Raw genomic sequence first — 22,917 nt, forward strand, 5'->3', positions numbered from 1 at the left:
CGTCGACGGACCCGTCACCGCAGCGAGTCCGGGAGCTCCAGGTGCTGCCAGACGGCCGCCCAGACCTGCTTGGGCGCCATCTTGGCCTCGAAGGCCTCCTGGACGGTGCGCGAGCCCAGCTCGGGCATGACGAAGAGCTCGGCCCAGGACCTGGCCTGAGCGCCCTTGACCTCCTCCAGCCGAGCCCAGAACTCGGTGTGCCTCACAGCGGCCTGCCGAGGTCGTGGAGGTGATGGAGCACGTCGTGGAGGTGGTAGCGAGCGAGGGTGAGCACCGTGAAGCGGCTGCCGTTGCTGCGGATCCCGGTCCGCCCCTCCAGCGCCGGCGTCACGGTGGCGTAGAGGCCCCCGACCGTGCCGGCGGCCTCGATCAGCTCGAGCTCGACCGTGCGCGGCTCCTGCTCGGCGTAGCGCCCGGACACCGCAGCCGCGTCCTGGTCCCAGTCGGCGAAGCGCGCGCCGTCGTGGGCCAGCATCGCCTCCAGGCGCTCGGCGAAGACCCGGTGGACGTCGCGCACGTGGCACGCGTACTCCAGCGCCGACCAGCGTCCGGGCACCCAGGTCCAGTCCTTGGTGTCGGGGACGAGGTCGCACGGGTCGGGCACCCGCACATTGAACCAGCCCCACCTGAAAGAATGGGGCCCATGCCTTCCTTCTCCACCCGGTCCGCCACCGAGAGCGACCTGGCGGTGATCTCCGACATCTACAGCGACGCGGTGGAGCACTCCACGGCGACCTTCGACCTGGAGCCCCCTGACCTCGACTACTGGCGGGCCCGTCTCGACGGCCAGCACCCGGGCGACCACCTCCTGGTCGCCGTCGACGAGTCGGACCGGGCGGTCGGGTACGCCTACTCGTGGTCCTTCCGCCCACGTCCCGCCTACGCCCGGACCCGCGAGACCTCGATCTACCTCGACGCCGGCGTCCGGGGGCGTGGGGTCGGCCGGCTCCTCTACCCGGCCCTGCTCGAGACCATGGCCGTCTCCGGGGTGCACTCCGCCGTGGCGCTGGTCGCCCTGCCCAACCCGGCGAGCGAGGCGCTCCACGTGGCCGCGGGGTTCGAGAAGGTCGGGGAGATGAAGGAGATCGGCTTCAAGTTCGACCAGTGGATCGACATCGCGTGGTATCAGAAGATGCTGGTCACGCTGCCCTGACGACGACCCGTCAGGTCAGCAGCAGCGCCGCGAGCCGGCGCCGCACGACGACGAGCCCGAGCAGGCCCATGGCCAGCAGGTAGACCACGCTCACCGCCGAGGCCGCCGACAGGTGCCCGGTGGTCAGCTCCCGGCAGAGCACCACCCCGCGGTAGAGAGGGGTGACCTCGATCAGCCAGCGCAGCGCCCCGTCGCCGTAGGTGCTGATCGGGAAGAAGGTCGCGGAGAAGAGGAAGAGCGGCAGCTGGGCCAGGGTGATCTTGTCGAAGTCCTGGAACGACTTCATGTAGGTGGTCAGCGCCATGCAGACCGCCGAGAAGGCGAAGGCGATGAGGATCGCCGCGGGCAGCGCCAGCACCGCCCACCACGACTCGACCAGGCCCATCGCGGCCATCACCAGCAGGAACGCGGCCGAGTAGGTGGAGCCGCGGATCAGCCCCCAGGCGATCTCGCCCCTGGCCACGTCGCCCGGAGTGAGCGGAGTCGCCAGCATCTGGTCGTAGAGGCGGTCGTACTTGAGCTTGAAGAACACGTTGTAGGTGGAATCCATCAGGGCGCCGTTGAAGGCCGAGGCGGCGAGCATGCCGGGGGCCACGAAGGCGGCGTACGAGATCTCCTCGCCACCGAGCTCGAACCCGCTGACCAGGGCGCCGACCCCGATCCCGATCGAGAAGAGGTAGAAGACGGGCTCGAGGAAACCGGTCAGGAAGAGCTTCCAGGCCGAGCGGTAGGTGATGTAGTTGCGCAGCACCACCACGCCGGCGGCCTGGGCCGGCCCCCACGCGCGCTCGTCGGCGCCCCGGGCGTTCGGGTCGGTCGTCACCATCTCAGACCTCCAGCCGCTTCTCGAGCCCGGTCACGGCCCACCGCCAGCCCAGCACGCTGAGGACGCTCAGCACCAGCACGTGGACGACGGCGAGGGGCCAGTCGACCACGTCGAGGGAGAACATCCGCGACAGGCTCACCCCGTGCCACAGCGGGGTCAGCCGGGCCACCCACTCCAGCACCGGCCCCAGGTTGGCGATCGGGAAGAAGGCGCCCGAGAAGAGGGTCAGCGGGACCACGCCCAGGCGGTAGACGAGGCCGAACCCCTGCTCGTCGCGGAGCCGCACGCTGAAGGCCATCACCAGGCAGGCGAACGCCGTGCCGACCAGCACCTGGCCGCACCAGGCCAGGACCGGCCCCCACCACGACTCGAAGACACCGAAGGGGGCCAGCACCAGCATGAAGACGGCGCAGGCCGAGGCGACCCTGACCACGACGAAGGCGAGGTGGGCGTTGACGATGTCGCGCACCGACAGGGGCGTGGCCAGCTGCGCCCAGTAGGTCTTGTGCCACTTGATCCCGCCCATCACCGGGTAGGTGGTCTCCCCCACCGCGACCTGCATGGCGTGCGCCGCGACCAGGCCGGGCACCACGAAGGCCAGGTAGGAGGGGGCGCCCTCGAGCCGGTCGGGGTCGGCCTCGATGAAGCCCCCCAGCAGCACCCCCATGGCGACCACGTAGAAGAGGGGCGCCACGAAGCTGGAGATGAAGCCGCCGCGCCAGGTCCGCTTGTAGACGGTCCACCAGTAGTCGAGCTGACGGCTGAGGCCTTCGCGCGCGCTGAGACGTGAGGGAGTCATCAGTCCGCCAGGGAACGGCCGGTGAGCGCGAGGAAGACGTCCTCGAGGGTGGACCGGCGCACCAGGACCGCCAGCGGCTCGAGGCCGCGCTCGTGCACCTTGGCGATCACCTCCTCGCCGTCGTCGGAGTAGACCAGGAGCCGGTCGGGCAGCACCTCGATCCGGCTGCCGAGGTCGGCCACCACCTCGGCCGCGCGCTCGTTCTCGCCGATGCCGAACCTGAGCTCCGCCACCTCACGGGTGGAGTGGGCCGCGATCAGCTCGCGCGGGCTGCCCTCCGCGACCACCAGTCCCTTGTCCATGACCACGAGCCGGTCGCAGAGCTGCTCGGCCTCGTCCATGTAGTGGGTGGTCAGCACGAGGGTGACGCCGGCGTGCTTGAGCCGGAAGAGCTGGTCCCACAGGACGTGACGGGCCTGCGGGTCGAGGCCGGTGGTCGGCTCGTCGAGGAGCAGCAGCTCGGGCGAGCTGACAAGGCTCCGTGCGATGGTCAGCCGGCGCTTCATCCCGCCGGAGAGGTCCTCGACCCGGGCCTTGCGCTTCTCCGTCAGCTGCACGAACTCCAGCAGCTGCTCGGCGCGCTCCCGCACCTCGGCCCGCGGGATCCCGAAGTAGCGACCGTAGATGTAGAGGTTGTCGAAGACGTTGAGCTCGTTGTCGAGGGTGTCCTCCTGGGGGCACACGCCGAGGCGGCCGCGGATGGCCGGGCCGTCGGTGGCGGGGTCCAGGCCGAGGATGCGCAGCTCGCCGCCGCTGATCGGGCTCACCGCCGCGATCATCCGCATGGTGCTGGACTTGCCGGCGCCGTTGGGGCCGAGGAAGCCGAACGCCTCTCCGCGCCGGACCTCGACGTCGATGCCACGCACCGCCTCGAAGTCGCCGAACGACTTGCGCAGGCCTCGGGCGGAGATCATCGACTCGGTCACCGGGCGAGACTACAAACCACCGCCGACACCCGCGACACTCCGGTGCCTCACGGCTGCGTCGCCTCGGCGTGGGCCTCGGCGTGGGCCTCGGCGTGAGCCTCGGCGTGGGGAGGCGGGTGTCAAGATGACTGGGTGCCGGTCCTCGACGCGTTCAGCGCACCCACCAGGGAGTGGTTCCGTGCCGCCTTCGCCGAGCCGACCGCGGCGCAGGAGGGCGCGTGGGAGGCGATCCGGCGCGGCCGGCACGCCCTCGTCGTCGCCCCCACCGGCTCCGGCAAGACCCTGAGCGCCTTCCTGGCCGGGATCGACCGGCTGCTCACCGAGGAGCCGCCCGAGGCCGCCCGGCGGTGCCGGGTCCTCTACATCTCGCCGCTCAAGGCGCTGGCCGTCGACGTGGAGCGCAACCTGCGGGCGCCCCTGACCGGGATCCGGCACACCGCGGCGCGCCTGGGCACCGAGCTCCCGGAGCTGCGGGTGGGGGTGCGCTCCGGGGACACCCCGGCCACCGAGCGACGGCGGCTGAGCACGTCTCCTCCCGACATCCTGATCACCACCCCCGAGTCGTTGTTCCTGATGCTCACCAGCCAGGCCCGCGAGGCGCTGCGCGGGGTGGAGACGGTCATCCTCGACGAGGTCCACGCGGTCGCCGGCAGCAAGCGGGGCGCCCACCTGGCGCTCAGCCTGGAGCGCCTCGACGCCCTGCTGGCGACCCCCGCGCAGCGGATCGGCCTGAGCGCCACCGTCCGCCCGCTCGAGGAGGTGGCCCGGTTCCTCGGCGGGGGCGCGCCGGTGGACATCGTCGCGCCGCCCAGCCAGAAGACCTGGGACCTGCGCGTCGTCGTCCCCGTCGAGGACATGACGGCGCCCGAGGAGTACGACGAGGAGTCCGGCGACCCCCGGCGCAGCCAGTCGCTGTGGCCCCACGTGGAGGAGCGGGTCGTCGACCTGGTCGAGCAGCACCGCTCGACGATCGTCTTCGCCAACTCCCGGCGGCTCGCCGAGCGTCTCACCGCCCGGCTCAACGAGATCGCTGCGGAGCGCGCGGGCCTGGCCCCCGAGCCGGTGGGCGTCGCCGCGGGGGCGGCGGTGCCCGCGGCGCCGTCCGGGCCGCCCGCCGAGGTGATGGCGCAGGCCGGCAGCACGGGCGGGGCACCGCCGGTGCTGGCCCGCGCCCACCACGGGTCGGTCTCCAAGGAGCAGCGTGCCCTCATCGAGGACGACCTCAAGCAGGGGCGACTGCCGTGCGTGGTGGCCACCAGCAGCCTGGAGCTGGGCATCGACATGGGGGCCGTCGACCTGGTGATCCAGATCGAGTCGCCGCCCAGCGTGGCCAGCGCGCTGCAACGGGTGGGGCGCGCCGGTCACCAGGTGGGCGAGACCAGCCGCGGGGTGCTCTTCCCCAAGCACCGGGGCGACCTCGCGCAGACCGCCGTCGCGGTGCAGCGCATGCGGTCCGGCCAGATCGAGAGCCTGCGCGTCCCCGCCAACCCGCTGGACGTGCTGGCCCAGCAGGTGGTGGCCGCCACCGCGGTCGACGAGTGGGAGGTCGAGGAGCTCTACACCCTGGTGCGCCGCTCGGCGCCGTTCGCCTCCCTGCCGCGCAGCGCCTTCGAGGCCACCCTCGACCTGCTCAGCGGGCGCTACCCCAGCGAGGAGTTCGCCGAGCTGCGGCCGCGCGTGGTCTGGGACAGGGTCACCGGGCGGCTCACCGCCCGTCCCGGAGCGCAGCGCCTGGCCGTCACCAGCGGCGGCACCATCCCCGACCGCGGCCTCTTCGGGGTCTACCTGGTCGGCGAGGGGACCGGCCGCAGGGTCGGGGAGCTCGACGAGGAGATGGTCTACGAGTCCCGGGTCGGCGACGTCTTCGCGCTCGGCGCCAGCAGCTGGCGGATCGAGGACATCACCCACGACCGGGTCCTGGTGACCCCGGCGCCGGGGGTGCCCGGCCGGCTCCCCTTCTGGAAGGGCGACGGGCTGGGCCGGCCGGCCGAGCTGGGGGCGGCGATCGGCGAGTTCTGCCGCGAGCTCGCCGCGCTGCCGATGGCCGAGGCGGTGACGGAGGCCCAGAGCCACGGTCTCGACGCCTACGCGGCCACCAACCTGGTGCACTACCTCGCCGAGCAGCGCGAGGCGACCAACCTCGTCCCCCACGACCGGCAGCTGGTGGTGGAGCGTTTCCGCGACGAGCTGGGCGACTGGCGGCTGGTGCTGCACTCGCCCTACGGGATGCCGGTGCACGCCCCCTGGGCCCTGGCCATCAACGCCCGGCTGCGCGAGCAGTACGGCGTCGACGGCCAGGCGATGGCCTCCGACGACGGCATCGTGATCCGGGTGCCCGACAGCGACCAGGAGCCGCCCGGCGCCGACCTGGTGGTCTTCGAGCCGGACGAGATCGACCAGCTGGTCACCGACGAGGTCGGCAGCTCCGCCCTCTTCGCCAGCCGGTTCCGCGAGTGCGCGGCCCGCGCGCTGCTCCTGCCGCGCCGCGACCCCGGACGCCGCAGCCCGCTGTGGCAGCAGCGTCAGCGCAGCGCGCAGCTGCTCGAGGTCGCGGTGAAGTACCCCTCCTTCCCCATCGTCCTCGAGGCGGTACGCGAGTGCCTCCAGGACGCCTACGACCTGCCGTCGCTGCTGGCGCTGCTGCGGGCGGTGCAGCGCCGCGAGGTCGCGGTGGTCGACGTCTCCACGACCCAGCCCTCCCCCTTCGCCCGCACGCTGCTCTTCGGCTACGTCGCCCAGTTCCTCTACGAGGGCGACTCCCCGATCGCCGAGCGCCGCGCGGCGGCGCTGTCACTGGACCAGTCGCTCCTGGCCGAGCTGCTGGGACGCGCTGAGCTCCGCGAGCTGCTGGACCCCGACGTGCTGGCCGAGGTCGAGGCCGAGCTGCAGTGGCTCACCGAAGACCGCCGTGCCCGCGACGCCGAGGGGGTCGCCGACATGCTGCGCCTGCTGGGTCCGCTCAGCCGGGAGGAGGTGGAGGCACGCAGCCGCCCTGGCTCGCCCGTGGCCGGGTGGCTTGCCGAGCTCGCCGCCGCCCGCCGGGTCGTCGAGGTCCGGATGGGCGGAGAGCCGGTCTGGTGCACGGTGGAGGAGGTGGCCCGGCTGCGCGACGGCCTGGGCGTGCCGGTGCCGCCCGGCACCCCCGTCGCCTTCACCGAGGTCCAGGAGGACCCGATCGGCGACCTGGTGGCCAGGTACGCCCGGACCCACGGCCCCTTCACCACCGAGGCGGTCGCCGCCCGCTTCAGCCTCGGGGAGGCGGTGGCCCGACAGGCGCTCCAGCGGCTGGCCGCACGGGGCCGGGTGCTGGACGGCGAGTTCCGGCCCAGCGGCAGCGGCCTGGAGTGGTGCGACGCGCAGGTGCTGCGGCGACTGCGCCGGCGCTCGCTGGCCAAGCTGCGCCAGGAGGTCGAACCGGTCACCCCCGACACCCTGGCGCGCTTCCTGCCCGCCTGGCAGAAGGTGACCGCCGCCCGCGGCGGCCTGCGCGGGGTCGACGGCGTGGTCGCCGCCCTGGACCAGCTCGCCGGCTGCGCCGTGCCCGCCAGCGCCCTGGAGCCGCTGGTGCTGGCCGCGCGGGTGCGCGACTACCAGCCCGCCTTCCTGGACGAGCTGACCGCCTCGGGCGAGGTGCTGTGGTGCGGCCACGCCCCGCTGCCCGGCAGCGACGGCTGGGTGAGCCTCCACCTGGCCGACCAGGCCGCCCTGACCCTGCCGGACCCGCTCGAGGAGGAGCTCGACGAGCTCCAGCACCGGGTGCTCGAGGCGTTGGCGCCCGGCGGCGCGTGGTTCTTCCGTCAGCTCTCGGACCAGGTGGGCTCCACCTCCGACACCACGCTCTCCGCGGCCCTGTGGCAGCTGGTCTGGTCGGGGCACGTCACCAACGACACCGTGCTGCCGCTGCGCGCCCTCGTCGGTTCGGGCACCGCCTCCCACCGCACCCCCCGTCGGCCGCCCCGCACGGGCCGGATGCCGACCCGCGGCGGTCCCCCCGAGACAGCCGGACGCTGGTCCCTGCTGCCGCGGCGCGACGCCGACCCGACCAGGCGCGCCCACGCGGTCGCCGAGCACCTCCTGGAGCGCCACGGGGTCGTCACCCGGGGCGCGGTGGCCGGCGAGCGGATCCCCGGCGGCTTCGCGGGCGTCTACAAGGTGCTGGCCGCCTTCGAGGACGCCGGGCGCTGCCGCCGGGGCTACTTCGTGGAGGGCCTGGGCGCGGCCCAGTTCGGCACCGTCGGCGCGGTGGACCGCCTGAGGACCTTCAGCGAGACCGACCGACCGGCCGAGGCTCCCGTCGCGGTCACCCTGGCCGCGACCGACCCGGCGAACCCCTTCGGCGCCGCCCTCCCCTGGCCCGAGACCAGCTCCGCGGGAACAGGACACCGCCCGGGCCGCAAGGCGGGCGCCCTGGTGGTGCTGGTGGAGGGCCGCCTCACGCTCTACGTCGAGCGCGGGGGCCGCACCCTGCTGACCTGGTCCGAGGAGCCCGAGCGGCTCGGGCCCGCCGCGCGGGCGCTCGCGGAGTCGGTGCGCCGCGGCGCCCTGGGTCGGCTGACCGTGGAACGGGCTGACGGGTCCCAGCTGCTGGGGTCCGGGGAGACGCCGCTGCGCGCGGCGCTGAGGGAGGCGGGCTTCGTCGCCACGCCGAAGGGGTTGAGGATCCGTGCCTGAAGGCGACACCGTGTGGCGCGCCGCCCGCCTGCTGGACCGCACCCTGGCGGGTCGCCGGCTGAGCCGGAGCGACTTCCGCGTCCCCCAGCTGGCCACCCAGGACCTGGCCGGCGGGCTGGTCCGCAACACCACCAGCCGGGGCAAGCACCTGCTCACCCGTATCGACGCCGACCGTCCCTGGACGTTGCACACCCACCTGAAGATGGAGGGGGCCTGGCAGGCCTACGCTCCCGGCCAGCGGTGGCGCCGGCCGGTGCACACCGCCCGCGTGGTGCTGGAGACCGCCGACCGGCTCGCGGTGGGCTTCTCCCTCGGCCTCGTCGAGCTCCTCCACCGCGAGGACGAGCACCTGGCCGTGGGACACCTCGGCCCCGACCTGCTCGGCTCCGACTGGGACGAGCAGGAGGCGCTTCGCCGGCTCACCCAGGACCCGACCCGGCCGCTGGTGCACGCTCTGCTCGACCAGACCCGGCTCGCGGGCATCGGCAACATGTACGCCGCCGAGCTCTGCTTCACCAGCGGGGTGAGGCCCACCACCCCGGTCGGCGAGGTCCCCGACCTGGAGCGGCTGGTGCGCCGCGCCAAGCTCATCCTGGAGCAGAACAAGCAGCGGGCCGAGCAGACCACCACCGGCGACCTGAGACGGGGCCGGCGGACCTGGGTCTACCGCCAGCAGGAGTGCCTGCGGTGCGCGACGCCGGTCAGCGTCGAGCAGACCGGCCCGCCCGGGCGGGAGCGGGCCACCTACTGGTGCCCGAGCTGCCAGCCCGACCGCTGAGCCGGGACGGAGCCCGCCCGGCAGCATCCGTGCGGCGTGCGCTCAGGCGCTCAGGGGCTCGTGCACTCAGGCAGCGGAGGCGACCACGTCGCCAGGGCCGGCCGTCCGGGCCGTCTCGAGCGAGGTGGGTGCGGCCATCGACTCCTCGTGGGCGACGGCGACGCTCGCCTCGCGCAGGACCGAGGAGAGCGGCACGTCGAGGGCGGCGCACAACGAGGCCAGGAGCTCCGAGGACGCCTCCTTCTGGCCGCGCTCGATCTCGGAGATGTAGCCCAGGCTGACCCGCGCCTCGGCCGAGACCTCGCGCAGGGTCATGCCCAGCTCCATCCGCTTGTGGCGGAGGACTTCGCCGAGAGACCGACGAAACAGCACCATGCGCGCGTCCCTTCCTCGTTCGACCCGTGGGGCCACGCTACCGGAAGCCCGCAACCGGCCCCCGTCACCCCACGGCATCGGCGAGGAGCGCCAGCGCCCGGCGGCAGGTCTCGTCCTGGATCTCGGTCCGTGAGCCGGTCAGTCCCAACGGGCGGGCTGCCGCGCCGTTCGGGCCCGCCAGCCCCACGAAGACGGTGCCCACCGGCTTCCCCTCCTGCGGGTCGGGGCCGGCGACGCCGGTGGTGGCGAGCGCCCAGGTGCTGCCGGTCAGGCGGCGGACACCCTGCGCCATCTGCTCCGCACAGGCGGCGGAGACCACCCCGTGCCGGACGACCAGCTCCTCGCTGACGCCCAGCACCGCGACCTTGACCGCCGTCGCGTAGGAGACGACACCGCCCAGGAAGACCGCGGAGGCGCCGGGCACGGAGGTGAGCGACGCGGCCAGCCGGCCACCGGTGAGCGACTCCGCGACGGCGAGCGTCTGGCCGCGGGCCGCGAGCAGCCGCAGGAGTGGGGCCGGGCCCGTCTCGGCGTGAGTCGTCATGGGCCGATCGTAGGAGGACGGCACGAGGGGCCCGGGTGCGTGCACCCGAGCCCCTCGCCCTCCGTCCGGGCCGGACGTCTCCGGGCGAGACGTCCGGCACGGGTCAGCGCCGCTGAACCCGGAGGTTGTAGCTCTTCTTCTGGGCGTTGTACTTGTTGTTGCCGAGGTACTTCGCACGCACCGTGTAGGCGCCGGTGCGCGGCAGCTTGGGCAGCCGCACGTTGACCTTGCTGCGCGGCTTGCCCTGCACCTTCTTCAGCTCGCCGAAGACCTTGCGCTTGAAGCCCTTGCCCTGGATGACGACCTTGACGCGGCCGGTGACCTTGCCGTCGTTGTTGGCCTTGACCACGACCTTGACCCGCGGACGGGTCTTGTTGGCCTTGACCACCTTGGGGAAGACCCGCATCTGCTTGATCTGGGGCCGGGTCTTGCGGAGCTGACGGGTGATCGTGGTGCCCGACGGCTTGGCCACCAGCTCGATGGAGGCACCCGCGGGGGCTTCGAAGTTCACCTTCGCGCTCCCGTTGGTGACCGGCACCCACTTCACGACCTTGCGCTTGCCGTCCTTGCTGACCCGCACCACCTCGACGGCGGTGTTCTTCGGCGAGCCGGCCGACGTCAGGTCGAGGCCCGACACCCGGGCGCGAACCCGCTCACCCATGGTGATCTGGCGGTTCTTGACGTTGGTCACCTCCACCTGCTGGCGGGCGAAGTCAGGACTCACCGGGTGGTCGCGCAGGTACTGGATCCACACGTCGCGGTCGACCAGGCCGGTGTCCTTGGCCTGCCCGTCCTTGAAGGCGGTGAAGTTGTCGCCGCCACCCGCGAGGAAGGAGAAGGTCGAGACCTTGTAGACCTTCTTGTTGTCCAGCCACTGGTCGTCGATCCGCACCGAGGTGATCCGGGACCCGGCGGCCTGCGACGCGTCGTAGGTCACCTCGACGTTGTCGGAGAGGCCGAGGTTGAGGACGGGACGACCGGACCCGGCCGGCTGCCACTGCTGCTCCAGCACCCGCCGCAGCTGGGCGCCGGTGAGCTCCACGGTCCAGACGTTGTTGACGAACGGGAGCACGTCGTTGGCCTCGCCGTAGGTGATGACACCGTCGGTGTTGAGCGGGTTGCTCGCCGGGTTGCCCGCGAAGAGCAGGTCGGCCCGGAGGCCGCCGGCGTTGACGATGCCGATGTCCGGGTCGGCGATCTCGGCGGGCACGCCGTCGCGCAGCGCGTTGGCGACCAGGCCGCCGAGCGTCGACTCGGCACCGCGGTTCTCGATCGCCTTGCCGGAGGCGTCGACCCCGTCGTAGGCGCGTGTCACGTCGGCGGTGATCTGGCCGACGGGCTGGTTGCCCACCTCGGCGGCCTTGGCCTGGGCGGCCTTGACCACCTCGTCCACCTTGGCGACGACGGGGTTCGTCAGGTCGGCGTCGGCGACCCGGGCGTGGTTCTTGGCGGTGTAGGCCTTGACCTCGCCGGTCGCGGCGTCCAGCGTCAGCTGGACCTGACCGACGTTGGCGCCGTACTCACCGGTCTGCACGATGGGACGGGTGCCCCCACCGGGCTTCGGGGCGTCCCAGGCGTAGACCTGGTGGGTGTGCCCGTTGAAGATCGCGTCCACGCTGTCGGGCAGCGAGGCCATCCGCGCGAACTCGCCGGCGCTGGCGGCCTCCTTGGCGTAGTCGGAGTTGGCGCCGTGTGCGGCACCGGAGTGGAACGAGGCGACGATGACGTCGGCCTCCCCGTTCTCGGCCACTCCATCGCTGAGCTGCTTGGCGACCCGGTCGACGGCGGCCACGGGGTCACCGAAGTCGAGGTCGGCCACCCGGCCCGGGGCCACCAGGGAGGGGGTCTCCTCGGTGACCGCGCCGACGACCGCGACCTTGAGGTCGCCGGCGGTGAACTCCGCGTACTCAGGAAGGACGGGGTTCTGGGTGCCCTTCTGGTAGACGTTGGCGCCCAGGTACTTCCACTGGGCGTTGGTGGAGTTGATCACCCGGTCGCGCAGGTCGGGCCAGCCACGGTCGAACTCGTGGTTGCCGACGGCCGAGGCGTTGAGGCCGATCGCGTTGAGCACGTCGATGGTCGGCTGCTCGTCGGAGACCGCGGAGGTGAACTCCGAGGCACCCATCAGGTCGCCGGCGCCGACGAGGAGGTCGGTGTCGGTCGTGGAGGCGTTGCGCAGGCCCTCCACCGTGGTCGCCCACTTGACGGTGTTGGAGTTGATGCGGCCGTGGAAGTCGTTGACCCCGATGAGGTTGACGACCACGTCGTCGGCCGCCGAGGCCGGCGCCGTGGTGATCGCCATGAGCGTGAGCGGCGCTGCTACGAGCCCCGCGATGGATGCCGCCGCCGTGAGGCGCCGGCCTGAGCTTCTGATGGCTGACACAGTGCTGTTCCCTTGTTTGGTGGACAAGTGATCCCTGCCACCATAACCAGAGTGGCTGGTGTGACGCCGATCAGCGTTCGTTGTGCGTGGCCTCGGCGGCCCTCTTCGTGCGGGTGGCGCGCACGTCGCGGACGAACTCGTAGCCCGACCACAGCGTCATCGCCACGGCTCCCGCGAGCAGCACCTGGCCGGTGTAGAAGAGCACCTCCCCGGGCATCCCCCAGCCGTCGAAGGCTCCGCCGTGGGCCTCGCCGTGCGGCAGCGGCCACAGCAGCACCCCGAGGGCCAGGGCCTGCAGGGTCGTCTTGACCTTGCCGCTCCACGATGCGGCCATCACCACGTCGGAGAGGATCGAGAGCCGCAGCAGCGTGACGCTCCACTCGCGCACCAGGACGACGATGGTGACCCACCACCACACGTCGCCCACCACCGAGAGGCCGATCAGCGCCATGCCGGTGATCGCCTTGTCGGCGATCGGGTCGGCGATCTTGCCGAAGTCGGTGACGATGTCGTACTTGCGCGCCAGGTCGCCGTCGACCTTGTCGGTGATCATCGCCACCGCGAAGAGGGCGAAGGCGATCCAGCGCCAGGTCGCCGAGTCGCCGCCGTCGTGGAGCAGCGCCCACCCGAAGAAGGGGACGATCAGGATGCGCAGGGTGGTCAGCGCGTTGGGCAGGTTGACGTTGCTGGTCTTCGCGGGCGCGTTCACGGCTGCCCCGCCAGCACCCGGGCGAAGAGGTCCACCCCGACGGAGTCGACGACCTCGGCCCGCACCAGGTCGCCGACGCGCACGCCGGCCGGGGCCTGGGTCAGGGTGGTCGTCCCGTCGACCTCGGGACCCTGGTGACGCGCGCGTCCCTCCACGGTGCCGTCCTGCAGGGACTCCACCAGCACCTCGACCTGCTCGCCGATGCGCTCCTCGGCACGCTGGGCGGTGAGCTCCTCCACCAGCCCGGTGACGTGCGCGACCCGCTCGGCGACCTCGTCGGGGTCGATCTTGCCGTCGTAGGACTCGGCCTCGGTGCCGTCCTCGTCGGAGTAGCCGAAGACACCGGTGACGTCGAGACGCGCCGCCTCGAGGAAGTCGCACAGGACCTGGAGGTCGTGCTCGGTCTCCCCCGGGAACCCCACGATCACATTCGACCGGACGCCGGCCAACGGCGCTTCCTCCCGGACCCGGGCCAGCAGGTCCAGGAAGCTGTCCGGGTCGCCGAAGCGGCGCATCCGTCGCAGCAACGGAGCGCTGGCGTGCTGGAAGGAGAGGTCGAAGTAGGGAACCACCCCGGGCGTCCGCGCGATCGCCTCGATCAGGCCGGGACGCGTCTCGGCCGGCTGGAGGTAGGAGACACGCACCCAGTCGATGCCGTCGATGCCGGTCAGCTCCGGCAGCAGCGTCTCCAGCAGCCGGAGGTCACCGAGGTCCTTGCCGTAGGACGTGGAGTTCTCGCTGACCAGGAAGAGCTCGCGCACCCCCTGCTCGGCCAGCCAGCGCGCCTCGGCGACGACGTCGGAGGGCCGCCTGCTCACGAAGGAGCCGCGGAAGGCCGGGATGGCGCAGAAGGCGCAGCGCCGGTCGCAGCCGCTCGCCAGCTTGAGGGGGGCCATCGGTCCCCCGTCGAGCCGGCGTCGCAGCACCCGGGGGCCCGTGGGCGGCGCCTGGCCGGGCTCGAGGTCGGGCACGGCGACAGCGTGGCCCGGCACCGTCACGTCGACGGCGGCGGCCCGCTCCACCGGTGAGATCGGCAGCAGCCGGCGCCGGTCCGAGGGCACGTGGGAGACGTGCCTGTCCCCCGCCACGATGGAGCGCAGCCGGGCGGCGATGTCGGGGTAGTCGTCGAATCCCAGCACCGCGTCGGCCTCTGGCAGCGACTCGGCCAGGTCCTTGCCGTATCGCTCGGCCATGCAGCCGACCGCCACCACCGCCTGGGTCCGGCCGTGGGTCTTCAGGTCGGCCGCCTCCAGCAGCGTGTCGACCGAGTCCTTCTTGGCTGCCTCGACGAACCCGCAGGTGTTGACCACCACCGTGTCGGCGTCCTCGGGGTCGGAGACGAGCTGGAATCCATCGGCTTCCAGACGGCCGGCCAACTCCTCGGAGTCGACCTCGTTGCGGGAGCACCCGAGGGTCACCACCGCCACGCTCAGGGGAGCCGTCGTGGGGTCAGGCTTGTACGTCGTCATAGGTAGTCGATTATGACGCCACAGGCCACGCCACGCTGATTCCCGGCGCGGTGCCGCGCCGGACGGGTGACCCACGCCACGTCAGTCGGCGGCGTAGGTGCCCTGCGAGGCCGTCCCGGCCTCGCCCACGGGACCGCGCTCGACCCCGTTGATGCCGACCGTCACGGCGCCGTCGCTGGTCTGTACCCGCACCGGCGGGGAGGCGTCGACCGTGCGGCTCTCGCCGATGGCGAGGTTGCCCTTGAAGACCACGGCGCCCGAGCCGTCGCGCACCACGACCTTGGCACCCCCGGCCGGGGCGGAGACCACGACCGGCACCGGGTCGGCCGCCACCGCGCTGCCCGCGTGCGGGCCGCCGGAGCCGTTGAGGACGGGCGTGCCGCCCAGGTCGGACGGGGTGTCCATCACCAGGCGCGCGACCGACCAGACCAGCACCATCGCCATCACCGCGGCCACCAGGATCGACCAGTTCGCTCCGCCGCGGGTGCCACGGATGGGACCGTGGGCGCCCGTGGCCAGCTCGGCCTCGAAGACCCGCCGCGGATCGATGGGCGCGTGCGCGTAGCGGTCCTCGTAGGTCTCCAGGAGCGGCGCCACGTCGATCCCGAGGACCCGGGCCAGGGTGCGCAGGTGCCCGCGGGCGTAGAAGTCGCCGCCGCACGGGACGAAGTCGTCCACCTCGATGGCCTCGATCACGTGCGGACGGATCCGGGTGCGCTCCGCCAACTGGTCGACCGAGAGGCGCAGCCTGGTCCGCGCCGCCCGCAGCTCGGGGCCGATCACGGGGTCCGAGGCCGGCTCCACCATGAGGTCGTCGAAGACCACCGGGGCCACGGGGTGGCCCGCACGGGCGATGGGACGGACCCTGTCCCCCCAGGCCTGGGTGTCCTCGACGAGCTCAACGGCCGTCGGCAGCACCTGGGTCCGGTCGTCGTCCTGCTCGTGCAGCACGTCGGCGCGGGCGGGCAGCGGCGTCTCGCGGGCGGGCTCGGGTGCCGGGCTCACCACGACCGCGGTGCCGCGCGGCTCGACGTCGTCCCGCCCCTCGTCCCGGCCCTCGTCCCGGCCCTCGTCCTCTGCCTGGCCCCGCGCCGCCCCCATGGAGGCGCGGTCGTCCAGCTCGTCCACGTCGTCGACCTCGTCGACCTCGTCGACCTCGTCGACCTCGTCGACCTCGTCGCGCCGGGTCTTGCGGGTCAGCGGCGCGGAGACCCTGGTCAGGGCGCCGGCGATCAGCGGCCGCGGGTCACGCAGGCGGCGCCGCGCGGGGGCGTCGCCTTCGGGCTCCCGCTCCGCGGCCGACCCGGAGGGCACCACGACGACCTCCGCGCCCCGGTCGGCCAGCCGGCCGAGCGCCTCGGTGGGGTCGCCGTCCTCGCTGGAGAGCCGGGTGGTCAGCCCCAGGGGCAGGGCCAGCGGCCCGCCGTAGAGGCGGGTGGCGAGGCGGGCCTGGCGCGCGCCGGCGCGGTCCAGGTCGGCCATCAGCAGCTCGCTGTTGCGCGGCACCACGGTGAGCCGGCCGTCGCGCAGCAGACCGCGACGGGGCGTGTGCTCCACCCGGTCGACGGCCGACCAGGTCAGGCCCCGCCAGGTCCGGCCCAGCCGCACCCGCACGCCCTGGGCGTCGGCCACCAGGAGCGGCGTGCGCGCGTCGAGGAAGGAGGCGAGCCAGGCGACGGCGAGCAGGCCCATCACCGCGACCAGGGCCCAGTCCAGGACCGCGCCGGTGCTGGTGGCGCGCCACAGGTAGGCGATGGCGACGGCGGAGGAGAGACCGCCGACCGCCGCGGCGAGACCCGCGTTGCGGCGGACCTCGACCAGGCCGGCCGCCAGGCTCAGCGAAGGGCCGTCGGTCCCCTCGTGCGACTCGGTGTCGTGGCCAACCCGCTCCTCGGCAGCGCTCATCGCTCCCCCTCCAGTGTCGCGATCACGGAATCGATCTCGTCCGGCTTGACCAGCACGTCACGGGCCTTGGAGCCCTCGCTGGGGCCCACCACGCCCCGGCTCTCCAGGATGTCCATCAGGCGTCCGGCCTTGGCGAACCCGACGCGCAGCTTGCGCTGCAGCATGGAGGTGGAGCCGAACTGGGTGGAGACCACGAGCTCGATGGCCTGGATGACCAGGTCCATGTCGTCGCCGATGTCGTCGTCGAGGTCACGCTTGGCGGCCGCCGGAGCGGTCACCTCCTCGATGTAGGTCGGCTCCAGCTGGTTCTTGCAGGCGGCCACCACCTGGTGCACCTCGGCCTCGGTGACCCAGGAGCCCTGGACGCGCACCGGCTTGGAGGAGCCCATCGGCAGGAAGAGACCGTCACCCTGCCCCACCAGCTTCTCGGCCCCGGGCTGGTCGAGGATGACCCGGCTGTCGCCGAGGCTGGAGGTGGCGAAGGCCAGCCGCGAGGGCACGTTGGCCTTGATCAGGCCGGTGACCACGTCGACGGAGGGCCGCTGGGTGGCCAGCACGAGGTGGATGCCCGCGGCCCGGGCGAGCTGGGTGATGCGGACGATCGCGTCCTCGACGTCGCGCGGGGCGACCATCATCAGGTCGGCGAGCTCGTCGACGATCACCAGCAGGTAGGGGTAGGGCGAGAGCTGGCGCTCGCTGCCCGCCGGGACCTCCACCTTGCCGGCGCGGACCGCCTTGTTGAAGTCGTCGACGTGGCGGAACCCGAAGTTGGCCAGGTCGTCGTAGCGCATGTCCATCTCGCGCACCACCCACTGCAGGGCCTCCGCGGCCTTCTTCGGGCTGGTGATGATGGGCGTGATCAGGTGCGGGATGCCCTCGTAGGCGTTGAGCTCGACCCGCTTGGGGTCGACCATGATCATCCGGACCTCGTCGGGCGTGGAGCGCATCAGGATCGAGGTGATCATCGAGTTGATGAACGACGACTTCCCCGAGCCCGTGGCGCCGGCCACCAGCAGGTGCGGCATCTTGGCCAGGTTGGCGATCACGAACCCGCCCTCGACGTCCTTGCCGAGCCCGGTGACCATCGGGTGGTGGTTGGAGCGCGCGGTCTCCGAGCGGAGCACGTCTCCCAGCGACACGATCTCCTTGTCGCTGTTGGGGATCTCGATGCCGATCGCGGACTTGCCGGGGATCGGGCTGAGGATGCGCACGTCGGCGGAGGCCACGGCGTAGGCGATGTTCTTGGAGAGGGCGGTGACCTTCTCCACCTTGACCGCGGAGCCGAGCTCGACGATGTAGCGGGTGACGGTGGGGCCGCGGGTGTAGCCGGTGACGTGGGCGTCGATGCCGAACTCCTCCAGCACCTGCTGGAGGCGGTCCACGACGGCGTCGCTGGCCTTGGACCGGGCCTTGTGCACCGACCCGGGCTTGAGCATGTCGCTGGCGGGCAGCGTGTAGGTGATGTCGCCGGAGAGCGCCAGCTGCTCGACCCGCGGCGGCAGCGGGGTGTGCGGGGGCGGCTGGACCTCGGCGGCGGCCTGGTCGGAGCCGGGAGCCTCGGCCGAGGGGTCCAGGATGCCGAGCCCCTCGTCGGCGCCCTCCTCGAGGGCGACGTCGACGGGGTCGGCGCGACGGCGGCGACGGCGGACCTCGCGCTCCTCCAGGACCGGGGAGTCGTAGGCGGGGTCGCCCATCTCCTCGTCGATGGGCACGCTGCGCCGCCGCTGGCGGACCGGGCGGGTCTGCTCGGCGTCGTCGGCACCCTCGGCCGCCGGGGCGCGCCCCAAGGCGTGGTCGCGCAGCGCCGCGAGGCGGGCCGGGACCTGGTAGAGGGGTGTCGCGGTGATCACCAGCACGCCGAAGAGCGCGAGCAGGCTCAGCAGCGGCACCACCACCCAGGGGGTGCGCAGCAGGTCGAGGAGGAGGCTGGAGACGACGAAGCCCACGGCGCCGCCGGCCTGCTGGAGGTCCCCGGCGTCGCCGACGCTGGGCTGCGGGTTGCCGTTGGCGATGTGCACGAGGCCCAGGACGCCGAGCACGAAGGCCGACCAGCCGATCACCTGGCGGCCGGCGGGGCCGTTGTGCTCGGGGTCGCGCAGGGTGCGCCAGCCCAGGTAGGCCAGCCAGAGCGGGACGGCCCAGGCGACCTTGCCCACGGTGCCGGCGGTGACCGACCGGACGAGGTCCATCGCGCCACCGGGCGGCTGCCACCACACGGCCCCGGCCACGACGAGCGAGAGGCCCAGCAGGGCCATGCCCACCCCGTCGCGACGGTGGGCCGGGTCGAGGTCGCGGGCTCCGTGGCCGATGCTGCGGGCGGTGCTGCCGACGGCGTGGGCCACACCCAGCCAGGCGCTCGCGACGCCGCGGCCGAGAGCGCCGAACCCACGGGCCACCGGCCCGGGTCCGTTGCGGACGGCCCGGGGGGCGGGGCGACGGGCAGCCGACTTCTGGGGTCGCTTGGAGCTCTTGCCGGCTCGGGTGGAGCCAGTACTCCGTGATCGGGGGCTCGAGGGCTTCTTGGACACGCTCGAGCTCCGCGACCCCGGCGGGGAAGACGTACGGGTCGCCATGCTCAGGACAGTAGTCCAACCGCCACACCAGTCACACGAACCACAGGGTGCGTGTCGCAGCCGGCTCGTGACCCCGGGAGACCCGCGCAACTCGTTACACAAAGTTTGCAAACCGCTCTTTACCTGTGCCAAGCCCGTCCTTAGGGTGACCGCACCACCGTCTCTCGGGTGGGCTGAATCACTTCTTCGAAGGGAAGTCGCACGTGAAGCTCCTCAAGCAGGGGCTTGCGCTGGCGGTGGTGGGGGCCGGTCTCGTGACCGCTCCCCTCCTGCCGGCCCAAGCAGCACCGACGGGGCCTGAGGGCCTGGTCGCCAAGATCAAGCAGGAAGCCCAGGGCACCGTCGCCGCCACCCGCTCCGACGCCACCGGGAAGATCGCGTTCCTGACCGTGAAGGGCGGTGGCGACCTCCTCCCCTCGGTCGACGCCGACTCGCGCCGCAGCGCCGTCGCCAAGGCCGAGTCCTACCTCGACAAGTACGGCGCCGCCTTCGGCGCTCGCCCGGCCGAGCTGGCGCAGCAGAGTGTCACCTCCGGCGCCCACGGCACCACCGTGACCTACACCCAGAGCTACCGCGGGGTCGAGGTCTTCGGCGCGGCCCTCAAGGTCAACCTCGACGCCGAGGGCGACCTGACCGCCGTCAGCGGCCACGCGGCACCGGACCTCGACCTCGACGTGGAGCCCGGCGCCTCGCCGGCCGACGCCGCACGGATCGCCGAGGAGTGGGTGCGCTCCGATCCCCCCGCCAAGTCCGAGGGCAAGGGCCGGGCTGACACCAGTGGCGTGCGCGCGTCCGACCCCCGGCTCTTCGTCTACCGCAAGGGCCTCACCAAGGGCGAGCCGGGCGAGAGCGTCCTGGCCTACCAGGTGGAGGTCTCCAACGGCTCCAGCATCCGCGACGTCGTCTTCCTCGACGCCGACCACCTCAAGATCCTCAACCGCTGGTCGATGGTCCACGACGCGCTGGACCGCGAGCTCTACGAGCTCAACCCCGGCACCGCTCCCGTCTGGGAGGAGGGCGACGAGTTCCCCGGCGGCCTCAACGTCGACCAGCAGAACCTGGTGACCTCCGCCGGCGAGTCCTACTGGCTCTTCGCCAACGCCTTCGGCCGCGACTCCTACGACGGGGCCGGGGCGACGATGAAGACCGTCAACAACGACCCCCGGATCCGGTGCCCCAACGCCAACTGGAACGGCACCACCACCAACTACTGCAACGGCGTCACCTCCGACGACGTGGTCTCGCACGAGTGGGGCCACGCCTACACCGAGTACACCTCCGGGCTGATCTACCAGTACCAGTCGGGCGCGCTCAACGAGTCCTACTCCGACGTCTGGGGCGAGACGCTGGACATCATCAACGGGCGCGAGGACGAGGACGAGGACTTCACCACCCGTCGTGCCGACGGCTGCGAGACGACCGCCCCTGCCGGCATCGAGATGGCGATCACCGCGCCCGCCTCGGTCGCCGGTGAGTGCAACGCCGTCGAGGCGGCGTTCGGCGACGGCTTCTCCACCACCCCGCTGACCACCGACGTGGTGGTGGCCCGGGACGCCGCTGACCCCGCTGGCCCCTCCCCCACCGACGGCTGCTCGGCCTACACCAACGCGGCCGCGGTCGCCGGCAAGTTCGCCTACGTCGACCGCGGGACCTGCACCTTCCAGGAGAAGGTGACCCTCGCGGAGGCCGCCGGTGCGACCGGGCTGGTGATCGGCAACAACAACGTCGACTTCCCGACGGTCGCCTCCGGCGAGGCGGGGATCCCCGGCGTCATGGTCACCCAGGCCGACGGCGTCCGCTTCAAGCAGGCCGGCACCGCCACCGTCACCATCGCGGCGGAGGACACCACCGAGCGCGCCATCAGCACCCGGTGGCTCATGGGTGAGAAGTCGACCGCCTTCGGCGGCGCGATCCGCGACATGTGGTCGCCCACCTGCTACGGCGACCCGGGCAAGGTCACGGACGCTGAGTACAAGTGCGACCCGGCGTTCACCGACGCCGGCGGCGTCCACAGCAACTCGGGCGTGCCCAACCACGCCTACGCGCTGGTCGTCGACGGCGGGGACTACAACGGCCGGACCATCGACGGCATCGGCCTCGACAAGGCAGCCAACGTGTGGTGGCGCGCCCAGTCGGCGTACCTCACCCCGGCGTCGAACTTCGTCGACATGGCCGACGCGCTCGAGAGGTCCTGCGCGGACCTCGTCGGGAGGCCGATCAACCGGCTGACCACCGAGCCGGGGGCCGGAGCGTTGGCGACCGCCCCCCTCACGACGGCCGACTGCGCCTCGATCCAGGCAGCGGTGGCGGCGGTGGAGATGCGCACCGACCCGGTGCGCTGCGACTTCCAGCCGCTCCTCGACCCGAACGCCCCGTCCCTGTGCGGGGAGGGCTTCGTGACCGAGGCGCTGTGGAGCGAGGACTTCGAGGACGGGCTCCAGGGCTGGGGCACCGGCGAGGAGCTCGCCGCCTGGGAGGCCGACGGCTACTACGGCAGCTACGGCAGGCCGTGGGTGTCGCGCGCGAGCGTGGACGGCAACACCTCCAAGGTGGCCTACGGCCCGACGCCGGACCTCGGCGACTGCTCGGGCGAGGGAGCGGGCGGCAACGACTTCTCCAGCCGCAACTCGATCGTCTCCCCGATCGTCGAGATGCCCGGGCGGCTTCGGACCCCGCGACTCGCGTTCGACCACAACGTGGCGACCGAGGCCGGCTACGACGGCGGCAACGTGAAGATCAGCATCGACGGGGGGCCCTTCGAGGTCATCCCGGCCGACGCCTACGTCTTCAACGCACCCGGCACGCTCAGCACCGTCGGGCAGGGCAACACCAACCCGCTGGCCGGCGAGGAGGGCTTCTCCGGCACGGACGGTGGCGAGGTGAAGGGCTCCTGGGCACAGTCCCAGGTCGACCTCGCAGCCGCCGGTGTGGAGCCGGGCGACACGGTCCAGCTCCGGTTCGACATCGGTCGTGACGGGTGCGGTGGCATCGACGGCTGGTACGTCGACGACATCGAGATCCTCGACTGCAAGCTGCCGGTCTCGGTCGTCGCGACCCACCAGCCCACCGTCTTCGGCCAGCCCTCCGCGGTGGCCGTCACGGTGGAGCGCAACGGCAGCGTCGGCTCCGCCCCCACCGGTGACGTCGTGCTGACCGACGAGGGCGGCCGGACCGTCGGCGAGGCCGAGCTGGACCGCGGTGCTGCCACGATCGCTCTGCCGGCCGACCTGCCGGTGGGCACCCGCACGATGCGGGTGACCTACTCGGGCGACGCGGCCCAGGCCAAGGGCTCGGCGGACGTCGTCGTCACCGTCGTCGCGCCCGGCGAGCCGGTGCCGACTCCCTCGCCCGGGCCGACCACGCCCCCGGCCCCGACCCCGGGCCCGACCCCGGGCCCGGGCGTCCCGCCGGAGCAGGGCCGGAGCGACTCCGAGACCACGGCCAAGGTCCGCCCGAAGGCCCCGCGGGCCCGCCAGGGGTTCCGGGTCGTCGTCCGGGTCAAGGCCGAGACCGGCACGGCCACCGGACGGGTCGTCGTCAAGATCGACGGCAAGAAGGTGGGCACCGCCAAGCTGAGGAAGGGCAGGCTCGTCCTCAAGGTCTCCACCCGCCTGCGACCGGGCAAGCACCGCCTGGTGGCCAGGTACGTCGGCTCCGACGAGGTCGATGGCAGTCGGGACAGGCTGACCTTCCGGGTCAGGCGCTGACCGGAACAGCGACACCAGGGCGGGCCCCGTCGGAGCAGGTCTCCGACGGGGCCCGTCCTGCGTCGGGACCTTCACCCGAGGGGAGCTGACCCCCGGGCC

Annotated in this window: 16 protein-coding genes; 4 read left to right on the forward strand and 12 right to left on the reverse strand. The window is 72.7% G+C overall.

Translation table 11 applies throughout. The features are described 5' to 3' along the window. Nucleotides 1–14: 14 nt before the first annotated feature. Both AC4BGE_RS16010 and AC4BGE_RS16015 read right to left on the reverse strand, forming a co-directional pair. Nucleotides 15–206 carry a DUF3046 domain-containing protein gene (locus AC4BGE_RS16010; RefSeq protein ID WP_490571581.1) on the reverse strand — a complete coding sequence of 64 codons (192 nt, stop codon included), beginning with the start codon at nucleotides 204–206 and terminating at the stop codon, nucleotides 15–17. After that, a complete protein-coding gene (locus tag AC4BGE_RS16015; RefSeq protein ID WP_490571582.1) occupies nucleotides 203–604 on the reverse strand; it encodes a DinB family protein in 402 nt (133 codons plus the stop codon). Before AC4BGE_RS16015 ends, AC4BGE_RS16010 begins: the two co-directional genes overlap by 4 nt. A gap of 39 nt (nucleotides 605–643) precedes the next feature. Here AC4BGE_RS16015 and AC4BGE_RS16020 point away from each other — a divergent pair, with 39 nt between their 5' ends. Then, on the forward strand, nucleotides 644–1,153 hold the full coding sequence (locus AC4BGE_RS16020) for a GNAT family N-acetyltransferase (protein ID WP_490575911.1): 510 nt from the start codon (nucleotides 644–646) through the stop codon (nucleotides 1,151–1,153). A 10-nt stretch (nucleotides 1,154–1,163) separates the two neighbouring features. Here the strand turns inward: AC4BGE_RS16020 and AC4BGE_RS16025 are convergent, their stop codons facing one another. Genes AC4BGE_RS16025 through AC4BGE_RS16035 form a run of 3 tightly spaced genes read right to left on the reverse strand, consistent with a single transcriptional unit; the run spans nucleotide 1,164 to nucleotide 3,704 of the window. Continuing rightward, the gene (locus tag AC4BGE_RS16025) at nucleotides 1,164–1,979 is read right to left on the reverse strand and encodes an ABC transporter permease (protein WP_490575912.1); all 816 of its coding nucleotides are present in this window, start codon (nucleotides 1,977–1,979) and stop codon (nucleotides 1,164–1,166) included. A 1-nt stretch (nucleotide 1,980) separates the two neighbouring features. Then, nucleotides 1,981–2,778, reverse strand: coding sequence for an ABC transporter permease (locus tag AC4BGE_RS16030; RefSeq protein WP_490571585.1), 798 nt, complete (start codon nucleotides 2,776–2,778; stop codon nucleotides 1,981–1,983). Next, nucleotides 2,778–3,704, reverse strand: a complete 927-nt coding sequence (locus tag AC4BGE_RS16035; protein WP_490575913.1) for an ABC transporter ATP-binding protein — start codon at nucleotides 3,702–3,704, stop codon at nucleotides 2,778–2,780. The genes AC4BGE_RS16030 and AC4BGE_RS16035 overlap by 1 nt, the downstream gene beginning before the upstream one ends. 132 nt (nucleotides 3,705–3,836) lie before the next feature. On the opposite strand from AC4BGE_RS16035, the gene AC4BGE_RS16040 reads away from it, so the two are divergent. Beyond that, a complete protein-coding gene (locus AC4BGE_RS16040) occupies nucleotides 3,837–8,375 on the forward strand; it encodes an ATP-dependent helicase (protein ID WP_490575914.1) in 4,539 nt (1,512 codons plus the stop codon). Further along, complete coding sequence (locus tag AC4BGE_RS16045) at nucleotides 8,368–9,153, forward strand: DNA-formamidopyrimidine glycosylase family protein (RefSeq protein WP_490571588.1); 786 nt, start codon at nucleotides 8,368–8,370, stop codon at nucleotides 9,151–9,153. The genes AC4BGE_RS16040 and AC4BGE_RS16045 overlap by 8 nt, the downstream gene beginning before the upstream one ends. A gap of 66 nt (nucleotides 9,154–9,219) precedes the next feature. Here the strand turns inward: AC4BGE_RS16045 and AC4BGE_RS16050 are convergent, their stop codons facing one another. The 7 genes from AC4BGE_RS16050 to AC4BGE_RS16080 form a co-directional block, all read right to left on the reverse strand. Then, nucleotides 9,220–9,528 carry a helix-turn-helix domain-containing protein gene (locus tag AC4BGE_RS16050; RefSeq protein WP_490571589.1) on the reverse strand — a complete coding sequence of 103 codons (309 nt, stop codon included), beginning with the start codon at nucleotides 9,526–9,528 and terminating at the stop codon, nucleotides 9,220–9,222. Nucleotides 9,529–9,592: 64 nt separating this feature from the next. Beyond that, nucleotides 9,593–10,072, reverse strand: coding sequence for a CinA family protein (locus AC4BGE_RS16055; RefSeq protein WP_490571590.1), 480 nt, complete (start codon nucleotides 10,070–10,072; stop codon nucleotides 9,593–9,595). 103 nt (nucleotides 10,073–10,175) lie between these two features. Next, a complete protein-coding gene (locus AC4BGE_RS16060) occupies nucleotides 10,176–12,374 on the reverse strand; it encodes a bifunctional metallophosphatase/5'-nucleotidase (protein ID WP_490575915.1) in 2,199 nt (732 codons plus the stop codon). 151 nt (nucleotides 12,375–12,525) lie between these two features. Then, nucleotides 12,526–13,164 carry a CDP-diacylglycerol--glycerol-3-phosphate 3-phosphatidyltransferase gene (gene pgsA / locus AC4BGE_RS16065; protein ID WP_490571592.1) on the reverse strand — a complete coding sequence of 213 codons (639 nt, stop codon included), beginning with the start codon at nucleotides 13,162–13,164 and terminating at the stop codon, nucleotides 12,526–12,528. Further along, nucleotides 13,161–14,597 carry a 30S ribosomal protein S12 methylthiotransferase RimO gene (gene rimO / locus AC4BGE_RS16070; RefSeq protein WP_490571636.1) on the reverse strand — a complete coding sequence of 479 codons (1,437 nt, stop codon included), beginning with the start codon at nucleotides 14,595–14,597 and terminating at the stop codon, nucleotides 13,161–13,163. The genes pgsA and rimO overlap by 4 nt, the downstream gene beginning before the upstream one ends. 117 nt (nucleotides 14,598–14,714) lie before the next feature. Continuing rightward, nucleotides 14,715–16,538 carry a helix-turn-helix domain-containing protein gene (locus tag AC4BGE_RS16075; protein WP_490575916.1) on the reverse strand — a complete coding sequence of 608 codons (1,824 nt, stop codon included), beginning with the start codon at nucleotides 16,536–16,538 and terminating at the stop codon, nucleotides 14,715–14,717. Then, the gene (locus AC4BGE_RS16080; RefSeq protein WP_490575917.1) at nucleotides 16,535–19,111 is read right to left on the reverse strand and encodes a DNA translocase FtsK; all 2,577 of its coding nucleotides are present in this window, start codon (nucleotides 19,109–19,111) and stop codon (nucleotides 16,535–16,537) included. The genes AC4BGE_RS16075 and AC4BGE_RS16080 overlap by 4 nt, the downstream gene beginning before the upstream one ends. Nucleotides 19,112–19,314: 203 nt before the next feature. Between AC4BGE_RS16080 and AC4BGE_RS16085 the strand changes: the two genes are divergently transcribed. Further along, nucleotides 19,315–22,818, forward strand: a complete 3,504-nt coding sequence (locus AC4BGE_RS16085; protein WP_490575918.1) for a M4 family metallopeptidase — start codon at nucleotides 19,315–19,317, stop codon at nucleotides 22,816–22,818. Nucleotides 22,819–22,917: the final 99 nt, after the last annotated feature.

The sequence above is a fragment of the Nocardioides sp. Z50_6 genome (assembly GCF_058215755.1).

Bases quoted from the DNA above. Each gene is read 5' to 3' on its own strand.
- AC4BGE_RS16020 (WP_490575911.1), top strand. From the start codon at position 644: ATGCCTTCCTTCTCCACCCGGTCCGCCACCGAGAGCGACCTGGCGGTG.
- AC4BGE_RS16025 (WP_490575912.1), bottom strand. From the start codon at position 1,979: ATGGTGACGACCGACCCGAACGCCCGGGGCGCCGACGAGCGCGCGTGG.
- AC4BGE_RS16030 (WP_490571585.1), bottom strand. From the start codon at position 2,778: ATGACTCCCTCACGTCTCAGCGCGCGCGAAGGCCTCAGCCGTCAGCTC.
- AC4BGE_RS16050 (WP_490571589.1), bottom strand. From the start codon at position 9,528: ATGGTGCTGTTTCGTCGGTCTCTCGGCGAAGTCCTCCGCCACAAGCGG.
- AC4BGE_RS16055 (WP_490571590.1), bottom strand. From the start codon at position 10,072: ATGACGACTCACGCCGAGACGGGCCCGGCCCCACTCCTGCGGCTGCTC.
- AC4BGE_RS16060 (WP_490575915.1), bottom strand. From the start codon at position 12,374: ATGGCGATCACCACGGCGCCGGCCTCGGCGGCCGACGACGTGGTCGTC.
- AC4BGE_RS16075 (WP_490575916.1), bottom strand. From the start codon at position 16,538: ATGAGCGCTGCCGAGGAGCGGGTTGGCCACGACACCGAGTCGCACGAG.
- AC4BGE_RS16080 (WP_490575917.1), bottom strand. From the start codon at position 19,111: ATGGCGACCCGTACGTCTTCCCCGCCGGGGTCGCGGAGCTCGAGCGTG.